This is a genomic window from Agrococcus sp. GCM10030265 (assembly GCF_042666675.1).
Lineage (GTDB): Bacteria > Actinomycetota > Actinomycetes > Actinomycetales > Microbacteriaceae > Agrococcus.
Window position 1 is genome coordinate 155,274 of sequence record NZ_JBHTCZ010000002.1, and the last position, 13,127, is coordinate 168,400.

A 13,127-nucleotide genomic window follows, 5' to 3' on the forward strand; every position below is an offset into this window, starting at 1 on the left:
TCGAGGGAGATCCTGGCCAGACGCGAGGTGGACCTTGGCAGACGAGCTGCTCGACCCCCTGTCCCTTGCGCGTTGGCAGTTCGCGCTCACGACGATCTACCACTTCCTGTTCGTGCCGATCACGCTCGGCACCGTGTGGCTCGTCGCAGGCTTCCAGACCGCATGGCTGAAGACGGGCGAGCTCGCATGGCTGCGCCTCACGCACTGGTTCGGCCGCCTGTTCCTCATCAACTTCGCCATCGGCGTCGCGACGGGCATCGTGCAGGAGTTCCAGTTCGGCATGAACTGGTCCGACTACTCGCGCTTCGTCGGCGACGTGTTCGGCGCGCCCCTCGCCTTCGAGGGCCTCATCGCCTTCGCGTTCGAGGCGACCTTCATCGGCCTGTGGATCTTCGGCTGGGATCGGCTGCCCCCGAAGGTGCATCTCGCGTGCATCTACATGGTGGGCCTCGGCACCGCCGCGTCCGCGTACTTCATCCTCGCCGCGAACGCCTTCATGCAGAACCCCGTCGGCTTCGAGATGAACGACGAGCTGCAGCGCGCGCAGCTCACCGACATCGGCGCCGTGCTCACGAACCCGGTCGCCCTCGCGGCGTTCCCGCACACGCTGTTCGGCGCGTTCATGGTCGCGGGCACGGTCGCCGTCGCGGTCGCGGCCTGGCATCTGAAGCGCGGGCAGCACGTCGACACGATGCGCAAGGCGCTGCGCGTGGGCCTGTGGACGACGCTCGTGTCGACGGCGCTGACGTTCGTCGCCGGCGACGCCGTCTCGCTCGCGATGGTCGAGGCGCAGCCGATGAAGATGGCGGCGGCCGAGGCGCTGTACGACACGGCGAGCGGGGCCGACGCGTCGTTCTCCGTCTTCTCGATCGGCACGCCGGACGGATCGAGCGAGATCTTCTCGTTCCGCATCCCGTACCTCCTCGCCCTGCTCTCGACGCACGATCCGAACGGCACGGTCGAGGGCATCAACGACCTGCAGGCCGAGTACGTCGAGGCGTTCGGCCCCGGCGACTACACGCCGACGATCTGGATCACGTACTGGTCGTTCCGCTGGATGATCGGCCTCGGCGCCGTCACGGGCCTCGTCGCGCTCGTGGGCCTGTGGCTGACGAGGAGGGGCCGCGACGTGCCGCGCTGGGCGTGGACCGTGGCGATCTGGACGCTGCCGCTGCCGCTGCTCGCGATGGTCGTCGGCTGGATCTTCACCGAGATGGGCAGGCAGCCCTGGCTCGTGTTCTCGCTGCTGCCGACGGAGGCGGGCGTCAGCCCGGGCACCACGGGCGGCGAGGTGCTGCTGTCGCTCATCGCGTTCACGGTCGTGTACGGCGTGCTCGGCGTCATCAACGTCTCGCTCATGCGGAAGGCGGCGCAGGCCGGCCCGCCCGAGGCGCCCGCCCTCGACGAGGACGGCCGCCCCGCCCAGCCCGTGACGGTGTACTGATGGATCTGCAGCTGCTCTGGTTCGCCATCGTCGGCGTCATGTTCGTCGCCTACTTCGTGCTCGACGGCTTCGACTTCGGCGTGGGCATGAGCATGCCGCTGCTGTCGAGGGACGACGTCGACCGCCGCCACATGATCAACACGATCGCGCCGGTGTGGGATCTCAACGAGACGTGGCTCATCATCGGCGGCGCCGCGCTCTTCGCCGCGTTCCCCGAGTGGTACGCGACGATGTTCTCGGGCTTCTACGTGCCGCTCCTGCTCATCCTGCTCGCGCTCATCGTGCGCGCCGTGTCGTTCGAGTGGCGGCATCAGCACGACGACACGCGCTGGCGGCGCACGTGGGATGCGTGCATCGTCGCCGGCTCGATCCTCCCGCCGCTGCTGTGGGGCGTCGCGTTCGCGAACCTCGCGCACGGCGTCGCGCTCGAGCCGCACCAGGGCGGTGCGCTCATGACCGACGGCCTGCTGGGGGTGCTGCACCCGTACGCGCTGCTGGGCGGGCTCGCGCTCGTCGCGCTGTGCCTCGCGCACGGCGTCGTCTTCACGGCGCTGAAGACCGACGGCGACCTGCAGCAGCGGGCCATCCGGATGGCGCGGATCGCGCTGCCCGCGGCGATCGTCGTCGGCGGCGCCTTCCTCGCGTGGACGATCGCGATCGTGCCGGCGCCCGGCGTGGTCGCCGCTGCCGCGGTCGCCGCCATCGCGCTCGTGGTGGCGCTGCTCGCGGCGCTGCGCGCGCGCGAGGGCGTCGCGTTCGCGGCGACGGCGATCGCGATCGCCGCGGCGGTCGCGACGATCCTGCTGGCGCTCGCGCTGCGCGACGGCGGGCCGTACGTCATGCCGGCGTCGAACCCCGTCGGCGACTTCGTGGGCCTCACGATCCGCAACGCGTCGAGCTCGACGTACACGCTGCAGGTCATGTCGTGGACGGCGCTCGCCGCGATGCCGCTCATCGCGGGCTACCAGCTCTGGACGTACTGGGTGTTCCGCAAGCGCATCCTGCGGGAGACCATCGCGGCAGCGGCCCACTAGCGGCACCGCGGCGGCCGCGGGCGGCGGAGCGACGACGCCGCCCGATCGTAGGATGAGATCACCGCGCAGCCCCGTCGGGGCGCGCGGCAGCAGGAGACGGAGGGCACGTGCGGCCGCTGGATCCCCGCCTCCTGCAGGTCGCATCCGCCGCTCGTGCGCTGCTCGCGGCGACGGGCGCCATCGCCGTCGTGCAGGCCGTCGCGATCGTCGCGTTCGCGGCGGCGGCGGGGCTCGCGATCGCGATCGTGCTCGGCGGGGCCGAGGGGCAGCCGTGGCAGCCGCTCGTCGTCGCGGCCGCCGCCATCGTGGCCCGCGCCGGGCTCGGCTGGCTCGATCAGGTGCTCGCGACGCGCGGATCGGTGCGCGTGCGCTCGCAGCTGCGTGCGCGGGCGCTCGAGCGCATCGGCGCGGTCGGCGTCGCCGACCCCGTCGCGGCGGCCACGGGGCTCGGTCGCGGCCTCGACGCGCTCGACGGCTACCTCGCGGGCTTCCTGCCGCAGCTGGCGCGCACGATGCTCGCCGTGCCGGTCGTGCTCGTGGCGCTGCTCGTGCAGGATCCGTTCTCGGGCATCGCCGTCGCCGCGTGCCTGCCGCTCATCCCCGTCTTCATGGTGCTCATCGGGCTCGCGACGCAGTCGGTGCAGCGTGCGCAGTGGCGCGAGACCGAGCGGCTCGCCGCCGCCACGCTCGACACCCTCGAGGGCCTCGCGACGCTCAAGCTCTTCCGCCGCGATCGGCGCGCGAGGTCCCTCGTCGAGACGCGCAGCGCCGAGCACGGCGCGCGCACGATGCGCGTGCTGCGGGTGTCGTTCCTCTCGAGCCTCGTGCTGGAGCTCGCGGGGTCGATCGCCATCGCGGTCGTCGCCGTGTCGGTGGGCGTCCGCCTGCTGCAGGGCGACATCCCGCTCGCCACGGCGTTCAGCGTGCTGATCCTCGTGCCCGACGCCTTCGCACCCGTGCGGCTCGTGGGCATGGCGTTCCACGCCTCGACCGAGGGCGTCGAGGCGACGGGGCGCGTGCTCGACATGCTCGAGCGCGAGTCGGCCGCGCGCCCGAGGGCCACGGATGCGCGACCGGAGGCGGGTGGGGGTCTCGTGCTCGTGGACCTCGCTGCGCGGCACGGGGGCGGTGCCGTGACGGCGACCCTCGTGCCCGGGACGCTCGCGTGCCTGCACGGGCCGTCGGGCGTCGGAAAGTCGAGCGTGCTCGCCGCCCTGCTCGGCACCGCGGACGCCGAGGGCTCCGCGAGCCTCGACGGTCGAGCCGTGGCGCGCGCCGATCTCGCGTGGGCGCCGCAGCGCTCGGGCGACGCGCTCGTCTCCGGCACCGTCGGCGAGAACGTCGCGCTCGGCGGCGACGACGCGCACGTGGCCGAGGCGATGGCGCTCGCGGGCGTCGACCTCGATCCGGCGACGTCCGTCGATCCGGCGACGGGCGGCGTGCACGGCGCCTCCGGCGGTCAGGTGCAGCGCGTCGTGCTCGCGCGCGCCATCCGCAGGCACCTCGACGGCGCGCGCGTGCTGCTCGTCGACGAGCCGACGAGCGCCCTCGACGCCGCGCACGAGGCGCACGTCGTCGCAGGGCTGCGGGCGCTCGCCGACGCCGGCGGCATCGTCGTCGTCGCGAGCCACCGGCCCGCGGTGGTCGCCGCGGCCGACGTCGTCGTCGAGCCGGTCGTGCGCGCCTCGCCGCCGGAGGTGCGGGCGTGAGGCCCGTGCGCGAGTGGAGCGTGCGCTCGGCGCGCCTCCTCGGCTACGCCGCGGCCGCCGCCACCGGGCTCGCCTCGATCGCGCTCATGGCGACGGCGGGCTGGCTGCTGGCGTCGGCGTGGCCGCAGCCGCCCATCCTGCACCTGCAGATCGCGATCGTCGGCGTCCGCGCCTTCGCGATCGGCAGGGCGGCGCTGCGCTACCTCGAGCGGCTCGTCTCGCACGAGGCCGCGTTCCGCGACCTCACGCGCGAGCGCGTCGAGCTGTTCGACCGCCTGCGGCCCGCGCTGCCCGCGGGCGCGGGCGCACGGTCGTCGCAGCTGCTCGCACGCGTCGTCGCCGACGTCGACCGCCTGCAGGACCGGCCGCTGCGTGCCGTCGGACCGCTCGTCACGGCCGTCGCATGCGGCGTCGCGACCGTCGCGGTCGTCGCGGCCATCGACCTCGCCGCCGGAGCCATGGTGCTCGTCGCGCTCGCCGCGAGCGGCGCGGTCGCCACGTGGCTCGCCGTCCGCGTCGCCGCGCGTGCCGAGCAGGAGGTCGCACCGCTCGCCGCCGAGCTCGATGCGCGCCTGCTCGAGGCGCTGCGCGCCCGCGACCTGCTCGTCGCCTTCGACGCGTGGGAGGCGGAGGCCGCGCGCATCCTCGCGCTCGAGCGCCGGCTGGGGGAGCGCAGCCGCAGGCTCGCGCTCGCCGCGGGGGCGGGGTCGGCCGTCATCGTCGCCGTCGGCGGCCTCGCGGTCGTCGCGGCACTGGTGCTGCTCGACGGCGCAGCGCTGGCGGGCGGGCTCGTCGCGCTCGTGGCCCTCGTGCCGCTCGCGCTCTTCGAGGTGTGGGGCGCCGTGCCCGCCGCGGCGCTGCAGCTGCGCGAGTCGCGCATCCGCCGCGCCCGCGTCGAGGCGGCGACCGCCGCGGTCGACGTGCCCGCCGAGGTCGGCGACGACGTGCCGCCGCGTGGCACGCTGCGCCTCGCGGGCGTCACCGCGGCGTGGCCGGGGGCGCGACCCGCGTTCGCGCCCGTCGACCTCGTCGCCGAGCCGGGCGACGTCGTCGCCATCCGCGGGGCGTCGGGCGTCGGCAAGTCGACGCTCGCGGCCGCGCTCGTGCGCTTCCTCGACCACGAGGGCTCGGCGACCGTCGGCGGCGTCGACCTGCGCACCCTGCATCCCGATGCCGTGCGCACGTCGATCGTGCTCGTCGAGCAGCTGCCGCACCTGCTGGACACCAGCGTGCGCGAGAACCTGCGGTTCGCGCGCGAGGGCGCGACCGACGACGACCTGTGGGCAGCGCTCGACGACGTCGGGCTCGCCGACTGGGCCCGAGGCCGCGACGGCCTCGACACGATGCCAGGCGATCGCGCGGCGCTCGTCTCCGGCGGCCAGGCGCAGCGCCTCGCGCTCGCGCGAGCCCTGCTCGCCGCACCGCCCATCCTCGTGCTCGACGAGCCGACCGCCAACGTCGACGACGCGGTCGCCATGCCGCTCGTGCGACGCATGCTCGAGGCGGCGCGCGCATCCGGCCGCATCGTGCTCGTCACGAGCCACACGCCGCTGCCCGCAGACCTCGTGACGCGCACCGTGACGCTCGAGGCGGCGACGACGGGCTGAGCGTCAGTCCATGTGGCGCGACTCGCGGCGCAGCAGCCAGCGCTTCGCGAGCCACGCGACCACGAGGAAGGCCGCGATGATCGCGACGAAGAGGTAGCCGGCGCCGTGCAGGCGATCCGAGAGCTCGCGGAACGATCCGGCAGCCAGCCATCCGACGCTCGCGTAGGCGAGCGCCCACACGGCGCAGGCGGGCGCCGTCCACGCCATGAAGCGCCGATAGCGCATGCCGCTCGTGCCCACGACGAGCGGCACGAGCGAGTGGGCGACGGGCAGGAAGCGCGACAGCAGGATCGCGGGCCCGCCGCGCCTGCGCAGGTAGCGCTCGACGCGCGACCATCGCACGGCGGCGCGCGGCCAGCGACGCGCGAGCCAGACGTCGATGCGCGGGCCGAGCCACCGCCCGATGGCGAAGCCGAACGACTCGCCCAGCAGCGCGCCCACGATGCACGCCGCCACGAGCGCGCCCCACTGCGCGGCGTCCTCGATGCCGGTCGCGGCGACGATGACGACGGTGTCGCCCGGCACGACGAGCCCGAGGAGCACGCTCGTCTCGAGCATGATGGCGACGCCCGCGATGAGGGTGCGCAGCCACGGGTCGACCGACTGCACCGTGTCGAGGAACGCGGTGATCCAGGCGTTCACGTCCACGGGCGCCGCAATCGCTCGAGCGCCGCGTGCCAGGCGTCGGCGCGCGTCGGCGCCGCGAGCGGGTGGTGCGTGCCGTCGGCCTCGGCCCATGCGGCGACGCCTCGCACGCCGTGCAGGGCGTTCACGGCCCAGACCTCGGCGTCGACGAGGGATGCGGGCGTCGCGTCCTCCTCGACCACGGGGGTGCCGAGGGCGAGCGCGAGGGTCGTCAGCTGGCCCGCGGTGACGGAGGCGACGCGCTCCCGCTCTCCGGGCGGCATGCGCAGCGTGCCCTCTCGCCACCACGCGAACGCGGTCGTCGCACCGTCGACGACGCGGCCGTCGACGACGATCGCCGCCTCGTCGGCGCCGTGCGCGCGAGCCTCGGCGCGCAGGGCGCCGAGCGCCGTGAGGTCGGGCCCCTTGATCGTCGGCGTCGTGCGCGGGTCGTGGGATGCGGTGCGCACGCGCACGCGGCGGCCGAGCGTCGGCGCGGGTCGCACGTGCAGCACCGGCGCGTCGCGCTCCGCGTCGCGCACCCAGTCGAGACGGGGGAACCACGTGCCCGTCGCGGGCACGGCGTGCGGCACGGCGGCCGCTGCGCGCGCAGCGACCTCCGCGTCGCCGCCCTGCGCCGTCGCCGACGCGACGAAGCGGTCGACGTGCGTCGCCCATCCGACGACGCCGCCGTCGCGCACGAGCCACGAGTCGGCGACGAGCGGGTCGCCCGCGGGCGCCTCGACGGGTGCGAAGCGGTCGCCGTCGAACGCGAGCGCCCAGCCGCCGGCGCGCGTCGTCGCTGCAGCCCCGCTCATAGGATCGAGGGTATGGCACCTGCCCATGGGCTCCTCATGCCCTGGCTCGGGGCGACGTCTGCGATCGACGTGCCGTACGCCGATCCCGCGACGATCGCGACGGCGCTGTGGGCCATGCGCGACGGCGACGCGCCGCGCGACGTCGTGTGGCTCGACTCGGCCTCCGGCGGCAGGCACGTGCTCGGTGTCGGCGATGCGACGCTCGTCGCACGCGACGGGGTCGCGACGCGCGACGGGGTCGTCGTCGCCGGCGACGCGCTCGCCGCGCTCGACGCTGCGGTCGCCGAGGGCGGCGCGTGGATCGGGTGGCTCGGCTACGAGGCGGGCGTGCGGATGCTCGGCGTCGACGCCGACCGCGCGCAGGCGCCCGCACGCCATCCCGATGCCGCGTGGATCCGGCTGTCGACCTGGCTCGTCGTCGACGACGAGACGCAGCGGGCGCAGCTGCAGTCGCGGCTGCCCCAGCCCGAGCGGCTGCCGGCGCCCGCGGCGCCGCCCTGGTACGCCGACGCGGCGCCCGCGAGCGTGCGGTGGCGCGACGAGCCCGCGGCGTACCTCGAGGCGATCGCCGCCTGCCAGCGCAGCATCCGCGACGGCGACTCGTACCTGCTGTGCCTCACGACCGCGCTCGAGACGGGCCCCATCGACGCGCTCGCGACCTACCTCCGGCTGCGCGCGACCGCGCGGGCGCACCACGGCGGCCTGCTGCGCATCGCGGGCACCACGCTCGCCTCCGCGAGCCCCGAGCGCTTCCTGCGCGTGGAGGACGGCCGCGTGACGACGAGCCCCATCAAGGGCACGAGGCGCCGGGGGAGCGGCGGCGACGACGCAGCGCTCGCCGAGGAGCTGCGCACGAGCGAGAAGGAGCGCGCCGAGAACGTCATGATCGTCGACCTGTGCCGCAACGACCTGCAGCGCGTGTGCGAGCCGGGCACCGTCGCGGTCACGAGTCTGCTCGCGATCGAGACGTATCCGACGGTGCACCAGCTGGTCTCGACGATCGCCGGCACCATCCGCGCGGGCACGACGCCCGTCGACGTCGTGCGCGCGACCTTCCCGGCGGGCTCCATGACGGGTGCGCCGAAGCGACGCACCGTCGAGCTGCTGCGCGCGTACGAGTCCGGCCCGCGCGGCGTGTACTCGGGATGCTTCGGCGCGATCGCCGCCGACGCGTGCGATCTCGCCATGGTCATCCGCTCGATCGTCGCCGACGACGACGGCGCCACGATCGGCGTCGGCGGCGGCATCACGGCGCTCTCCGTCCCCGAGGAGGAGGTCGACGAGGTGGCGCTCAAGGCCGAGGCGCTCGTGCGCGCCCTCGTGCCGCGCTGACGCCCGGCGCGGCGGTGCGGCTCAGGCGGCGCGCGACTCGGCGTAGGCGACGAGCTCGTCGAGCTCGACCGTCCATCCCTGCGCGAGCGCGCGCAGCGACGCACGCACCTGCGACTGCGAGCCCTCGAGCTGGAAGCCGCGCTCCTCGAAGTGCACGAGCGTGCCGCCCTCGGTCGGCTTCAGGGCGAACGTCACCTGCGTGGCCCGTGCTCCCAGCACGCCCTCGGACCACTCGAACGACAGCCGCTCGGCCGGCACGGCGTCGAGCACGCGCGCGGCGAGCACGACCTCGCCGGTCCACGCGAAGCGTCCCTGCGCGCCGGCGACGAGCCCCTCGGGGAAGGCGGCGATGTCGCCGAGCCAGTGCGAGAGATGCTCGGGCTGCGTGATGCACGTCCACACCGCATCCGGCGTCGCGTCGACCGTGACGATGCGCGTGACGCGATGGTCATGCAGGTCGATCGTCGCAGGCGGATTGTCGAACCCGGGCACCACGCTCCCTTCCAGCGGCCCAGTCTGCCACCGCATCGCCTCCGGCGCATGCAGCGGGCGAGGTGCGTCGGCCATCGCGGCCGTAGGATCGGATGCGGTGCTCGCGCGCGCTCGCGCGCCGTGCCCGCACGCATGAACCCAGGAGACGACCGGTGAGCGAAGAGTACGACGTCCACGCGATGCAGGAGCGATGGCTGCAGGAGTGGGATCGACTTCGACCGTTCGCGACCGACGACGACGCCGACTCGCGTCCTCGCAGGTACGTGCTCGACATGTTCCCGTACCCGTCGGGCGACCTGCACATGGGCCACGCCGAGTCCTACGCCTACGGCGACGTGCTCGCGCGCTACTGGCGCCAGCAGGGCTTCAACGTGCTGCACCCCATCGGGTGGGACTCGTTCGGCCTGCCCGCCGAGAACGCGGCCATCAGGCGCGGCGCCGACCCGGCCGAGTGGACGAACGAGAACATCGAGCAGCACAAGCGCTCGATGCGCCGCTACGCGACGGCGTTCGACTGGGATCGCATCCTGCACACGTCCGACCCCGGCTACTACAAGTGGAACCAGTGGCTGTTCCTCGAGCTGTTCAAGGCCGGGCTCGCCTACCGCAAGCCCGCGAACGTCAACTGGTGCCCCAACGACCAGACGGTGCTCGCCAACGAGCAGGTCATCGACGGGCACTGCGAGCGCTGCGACGCCCTCGTCGAGAAGAAGCAGCTGACGCAGTGGTTCTTCAAGATCACCGACTACGCCGACCGCCTGCTCGACGACCTCAACCAGCTCGAGGGCCGGTGGCCCGAGAAGGTGCTGCGCATGCAGCGCAACTGGATCGGCCGCTCCGAGGGCGCCGACGTCGACTTCGCCATCGAGGGCCGCGACGAGCCCGTGCGCGTCTTCACGACCCGCCCCGACACGCTCTTCGGCGTGACGTTCATGGTCGTCGCCCCCGACTCCGACCTCGCGTCCGAGCTCGTCGCCGGTGCCGACGAGGCGACGCAGGCCGCGTTCGCCGAGTACCTGCAGCGCACGCAGCGCATGAGCGACATCGATCGCCAGTCGACCGAGCGAGAGAAGACGGGCGTGCCCCTGGGGCGCGAGGCCATCCACCCGTTCACGGGCGAGCGCCTGCCCATCTGGGCCGCCGACTACGTGCTGGCCGACTACGGCCACGGCGCCGTCATGGCCGTGCCCGCGCACGACCAGCGCGACCTCGACTTCGCGCTCGCGTTCGACCTGCCCGTCAAGGTCGTGCTCGACACGAACGCGCCCGTCACGGGCGTCATGCCGATGATCCCCATCGACGACGACGGCAACGCGATCATGCCGGAGGAGGCCGAGCCCGTCGACCCGCGCGTCACGGGCGAGGCGCTCACGGGCTCGGGCCGCATGATCCAGTCCGGCCCGCTCGACGGCCTCTCGAAGCAGAACGCCATCGCCCGTGCGATCGCGATGCTCGAGGAGCGCGGCATCGGCGGCGCCGCGAAGACGTATCGTCTGCGCGACTGGCTCATCTCGCGCCAGCGCTACTGGGGCACGCCCATCCCCATCGTGCACACGGCCGACGGCGAGATGGTGCCCGTGCCGCTCGAGCAGCTGCCCGTGACGCTGCCGGATGCCTCGGGCCTCGACCTCACCCCGAAGGGCACGAGCCCGCTCGGCGGCGCGACGGAGTGGATGCAGGTGCCCTCGCCGGTCGACGGCAGCCCCGCGCAGCGCGACCCCGACACGATGGACACGTTCGTCGACTCGTCGTGGTACTTCCTGCGCTTCCTCTCGCCGAACGACGACACGCAGGCGTTCGACCCGCGCCAGGCCGACCGCTGGGCGCCCGTCGACCGCTACGTCGGCGGCGTCGAGCACGCCATCCTGCACCTGCTGTACGCGCGCTTCATCACGAAGGTGCTCTTCGATCTCGGCCACGTCTCGTTCACCGAGCCGTTCGAGTCGCTGCTCAACCAGGGCATGGTCATCCTCGACGGCGCGAAGATGTCGAAGTCGAAGGGCAACCTCGTCACGCTGTCGGAGGAGCTCGACCGCTTCGGCGTCGACGCCATCCGCGTCACCATGTCGTTCGCGGGTCCGCCGGAGGACGACATCGACTGGAAGGACGTCAGCCCCGCCGGCGCGCAGAAGTTCCTGGCGCGCGCGTGGCGTCTCTCCGGCGAGGTCGCGGCGCCGAGGGGCGCCGACGCGAAGGGCGGCGACGCCGCGCTGCGCCGCGAGACGCATCGCTTCTGGCGCGACGCCCCCGGGCTCATCGAGGCGCTGAAGTTCAACGTCGTCGTCGCCCGCCTCATGGAGCTGACGAACGCGACCCGCAAGGCCGTCGACGGCGCGGCCGGCCCTGCCGACCCCGCGGTGCGCGAGGCCGTCGAGGCCATCGCGCTCGGCCTGTCGCTCTACGCGCCGTACACGGCCGAGGACATGTGGGCGAGGCTCGGCCACGAGCCGTCGATCGCGAACGCCGGCTGGCGCAAGTCCGACGCCACGCTGCTCGTCGAGCAGACGACGACGGCGGTCGTGCAGGTCAACGGCAAGGTGCGCGACCGCATCGAGGTGCCCGCATCGATCGGCGCCGACGAGCTCGAGTCGCTCGCGCGCGAGCTGCCGGGGGTCGTGCGCTCGGTGGGCGACGGGCAGATCGTGAAGGCGATCGTCCGCGCGCCGCAGCTCGTGAACCTCGTGGTGCGCTGACGCCGGACGCTGCAGCCAGCGGAGGCTGGTCGCCGCTGGTCGCCGCTCGTCGTTCGCGTCTCGCAGGCGATCCCGGCAGCGAACGGGTATCTCTTCCCCTCGCTGCCGGGATCGCCTGCGAAGCGCACGTCCACGTGGGCCGCCGTGTGGGTGATGGATGGGTGAGGAGGCCGCCGTGGACGTTCCCGTGATCGGCGTCGCCATCGCGGCGGTGCTGCTCGTCGCGATCGCGCTCGTCGCGCTGACGGGGCGCAGGCGCCGGCCCGCGCGCCATCGGCCGCCGCGTGCGCCGTCCGGCGTCGGCGTCCGCCTCACGACGCACGCGCGCGAGCGCATGGCGCAGCGCGGCGTCGCCATCGCCGACGTCGAGGGCACGGTGCGTGCGCCCGACCGCGCGGAGGACGATGCCGAGGAGGGCAGCGTCCGCCTCGAACGCGACGTCGGCGACGACGTGCTCAAGGTGTGGGTCGTCGCACCCTGGCCGCCGGAGGGCGACGTCGTCGTGAAGTCGACGGCGTGGCAGCGCGTCGCCGTCGGCCGCATCCCGCGCGGCGCGGTCGGCGCGGTCATCGGGCCGCGCGGCGCGACGATCGGCGAGCTGCAGCGGCGCACGGGCGCGAGGATCGCGATCGATCGGTCGACGGGCGTCGTGCGCGCCTCGGCGAGCGATCGGAAGGCCGCGGAGGATGCCGTGCGCCTCGTGGAGGCGCGGGCGCGCACGCGCTGACCGCTCCGGCCGCTCCCGCACAGCCCGCCCGCATCCACAGGCTCGACTCGCGCGCTGGCGCGGCGGGCCGCGGCGCCTAGCGTCGCTCGGCATGGAGCACTCCCTGCGATGGCGGATCGGCGTGGGCGCCGCCGCGGTGCTCGTGGGCGGCGCGGTCGTCGGGGCCGTGGTGACGCAGGCGGCGGTGCCGCAGGTCTCGCCCGCCGTCGTCGAGGATGCCGACGAGGCGTCGGCCGCGACGATCCTCGTCGACGTGGGTGGCGCCGTCGCGCGTCCTGGCGTCTACGCGCTCGTCGAGGGCGCGCGCGTCGTCGACGCGATCGCCAGAGCTGGCGGCACGACGCCCGAGGCCGACGCGTCGACCCTCAACCTCGCGCAGCCCCTCGCCGATGGCGCGCAGGTGCGCGTGCCCGTCGCCGGGGCGTCGCCGGTGGGCGCGGCCGACGCCGCGGGCCTCGTGAGCCTCAACCAGGCGACGGTCGACGAGCTCGACACCCTGCCCCGCATCGGTCCGGCGCTCGCCGCGGCGATCGTGGCGCATCGCGACGAGCAGGGGCCGTTCACGGCGATCTCCGAGCTCGACGACGTGTCCGGCATCGGGCCCGCGCTGCTCGCGCAGCTCGAGCCCCTCGTCACCCTCTGACGCC

At 74.2% G+C, this 13,127-nt stretch carries 11 protein-coding genes; 8 read left to right on the forward strand and 3 right to left on the reverse strand.

The features are described from left to right. The first annotated feature begins 34 nt into the window (after window positions 1–34). The 4 genes from ACFQPP_RS04925 (at window position 35) to cydC (ending at window position 5,794) form a co-directional block, all read left to right on the forward strand. Window positions 35–1,444 carry a cytochrome ubiquinol oxidase subunit I gene (locus tag ACFQPP_RS04925; RefSeq protein ID WP_376915439.1) on the forward strand — a complete coding sequence of 470 codons (1,410 nt, stop codon included), beginning with the start codon at window positions 35–37 and terminating at the stop codon, window positions 1,442–1,444. Beyond that, the gene (gene cydB, locus ACFQPP_RS04930; protein ID WP_376915440.1) at window positions 1,444–2,478 is read left to right on the forward strand and encodes a cytochrome d ubiquinol oxidase subunit II; all 1,035 of its coding nucleotides are present in this window, start codon (window positions 1,444–1,446) and stop codon (window positions 2,476–2,478) included. Before ACFQPP_RS04925 ends, cydB begins: the two co-directional genes overlap by 1 nt. A gap of 107 nt (window positions 2,479–2,585) precedes the next feature. After that, the gene (locus ACFQPP_RS04935; protein ID WP_376915441.1) at window positions 2,586–4,187 is read left to right on the forward strand and encodes an ABC transporter transmembrane domain-containing protein; all 1,602 of its coding nucleotides are present in this window, start codon (window positions 2,586–2,588) and stop codon (window positions 4,185–4,187) included. After that, window positions 4,184–5,794 carry a thiol reductant ABC exporter subunit CydC gene (cydC, locus tag ACFQPP_RS04940; RefSeq protein ID WP_376915442.1) on the forward strand — a complete coding sequence of 537 codons (1,611 nt, stop codon included), beginning with the start codon at window positions 4,184–4,186 and terminating at the stop codon, window positions 5,792–5,794. Before ACFQPP_RS04935 ends, cydC begins: the two co-directional genes overlap by 4 nt. 3 nt (window positions 5,795–5,797) lie before the next feature. Here the strand turns inward: cydC and ACFQPP_RS04945 are convergent, their stop codons facing one another. Then, window positions 5,798–6,436: a DedA family protein gene (locus tag ACFQPP_RS04945; protein WP_376916753.1), complete on the reverse strand. Its 639-nt coding sequence runs from the start codon at window positions 6,434–6,436 to the stop codon at window positions 5,798–5,800. Further along, window positions 6,433–7,236: an aminotransferase class IV gene (locus tag ACFQPP_RS04950; protein WP_376915443.1), complete on the reverse strand. Its 804-nt coding sequence runs from the start codon at window positions 7,234–7,236 to the stop codon at window positions 6,433–6,435. Before ACFQPP_RS04950 ends, ACFQPP_RS04945 begins: the two co-directional genes overlap by 4 nt. 12 nt (window positions 7,237–7,248) lie before the next feature. Here ACFQPP_RS04950 and ACFQPP_RS04955 point away from each other — a divergent pair, with 12 nt between their 5' ends. After that, complete coding sequence (locus ACFQPP_RS04955; RefSeq protein WP_376915444.1) at window positions 7,249–8,568, forward strand: anthranilate synthase component I family protein; 1,320 nt, start codon at window positions 7,249–7,251, stop codon at window positions 8,566–8,568. Window positions 8,569–8,589: 21 nt separating this feature from the next. Here ACFQPP_RS04955 and ACFQPP_RS04960 read toward each other — a convergent pair whose 3' ends face one another. Next, window positions 8,590–9,060: an SRPBCC domain-containing protein gene (locus ACFQPP_RS04960; RefSeq protein ID WP_376915445.1), complete on the reverse strand. Its 471-nt coding sequence runs from the start codon at window positions 9,058–9,060 to the stop codon at window positions 8,590–8,592. Window positions 9,061–9,152: 92 nt separating this feature from the next. On the opposite strand from ACFQPP_RS04960, the gene leuS reads away from it, so the two are divergent. From leuS to ACFQPP_RS04975, 3 genes are all read left to right on the forward strand, one after another. After that, window positions 9,153–11,753, forward strand: coding sequence for a leucine--tRNA ligase (gene leuS, locus ACFQPP_RS04965; protein ID WP_376915446.1), 2,601 nt, complete (start codon window positions 9,153–9,155; stop codon window positions 11,751–11,753). Window positions 11,754–11,928: 175 nt separating this feature from the next. Then, a complete protein-coding gene (locus ACFQPP_RS04970) occupies window positions 11,929–12,480 on the forward strand; it encodes a KH domain-containing protein (RefSeq protein WP_376915447.1) in 552 nt (183 codons plus the stop codon). A 91-nt stretch (window positions 12,481–12,571) separates the two neighbouring features. Further along, the gene (locus tag ACFQPP_RS04975) at window positions 12,572–13,123 is read left to right on the forward strand and encodes a helix-hairpin-helix domain-containing protein (protein WP_376915448.1); all 552 of its coding nucleotides are present in this window, start codon (window positions 12,572–12,574) and stop codon (window positions 13,121–13,123) included. Window positions 13,124–13,127: the final 4 nt, after the last annotated feature.

Excerpts from the sequence above, each read along its gene's own strand:
- ACFQPP_RS04950 (WP_376915443.1), bottom strand. The coding sequence starts at position 7,236 with ATGAGCGGGGCTGCAGCGACGACGCGCGCCGGCGGCTGGGCGCTCGCG.
- leuS (WP_376915446.1), top strand. The coding sequence starts at position 9,153 with ATGCGGTGCTCGCGCGCGCTCGCGCGCCGTGCCCGCACGCATGAACCC.
- ACFQPP_RS04955 (WP_376915444.1), top strand. The coding sequence starts at position 7,249 with ATGGCACCTGCCCATGGGCTCCTCATGCCCTGGCTCGGGGCGACGTCT.
- cydB (WP_376915440.1), top strand. The coding sequence starts at position 1,444 with ATGGATCTGCAGCTGCTCTGGTTCGCCATCGTCGGCGTCATGTTCGTC.
- ACFQPP_RS04975 (WP_376915448.1), top strand. The coding sequence starts at position 12,572 with ATGGAGCACTCCCTGCGATGGCGGATCGGCGTGGGCGCCGCCGCGGTG.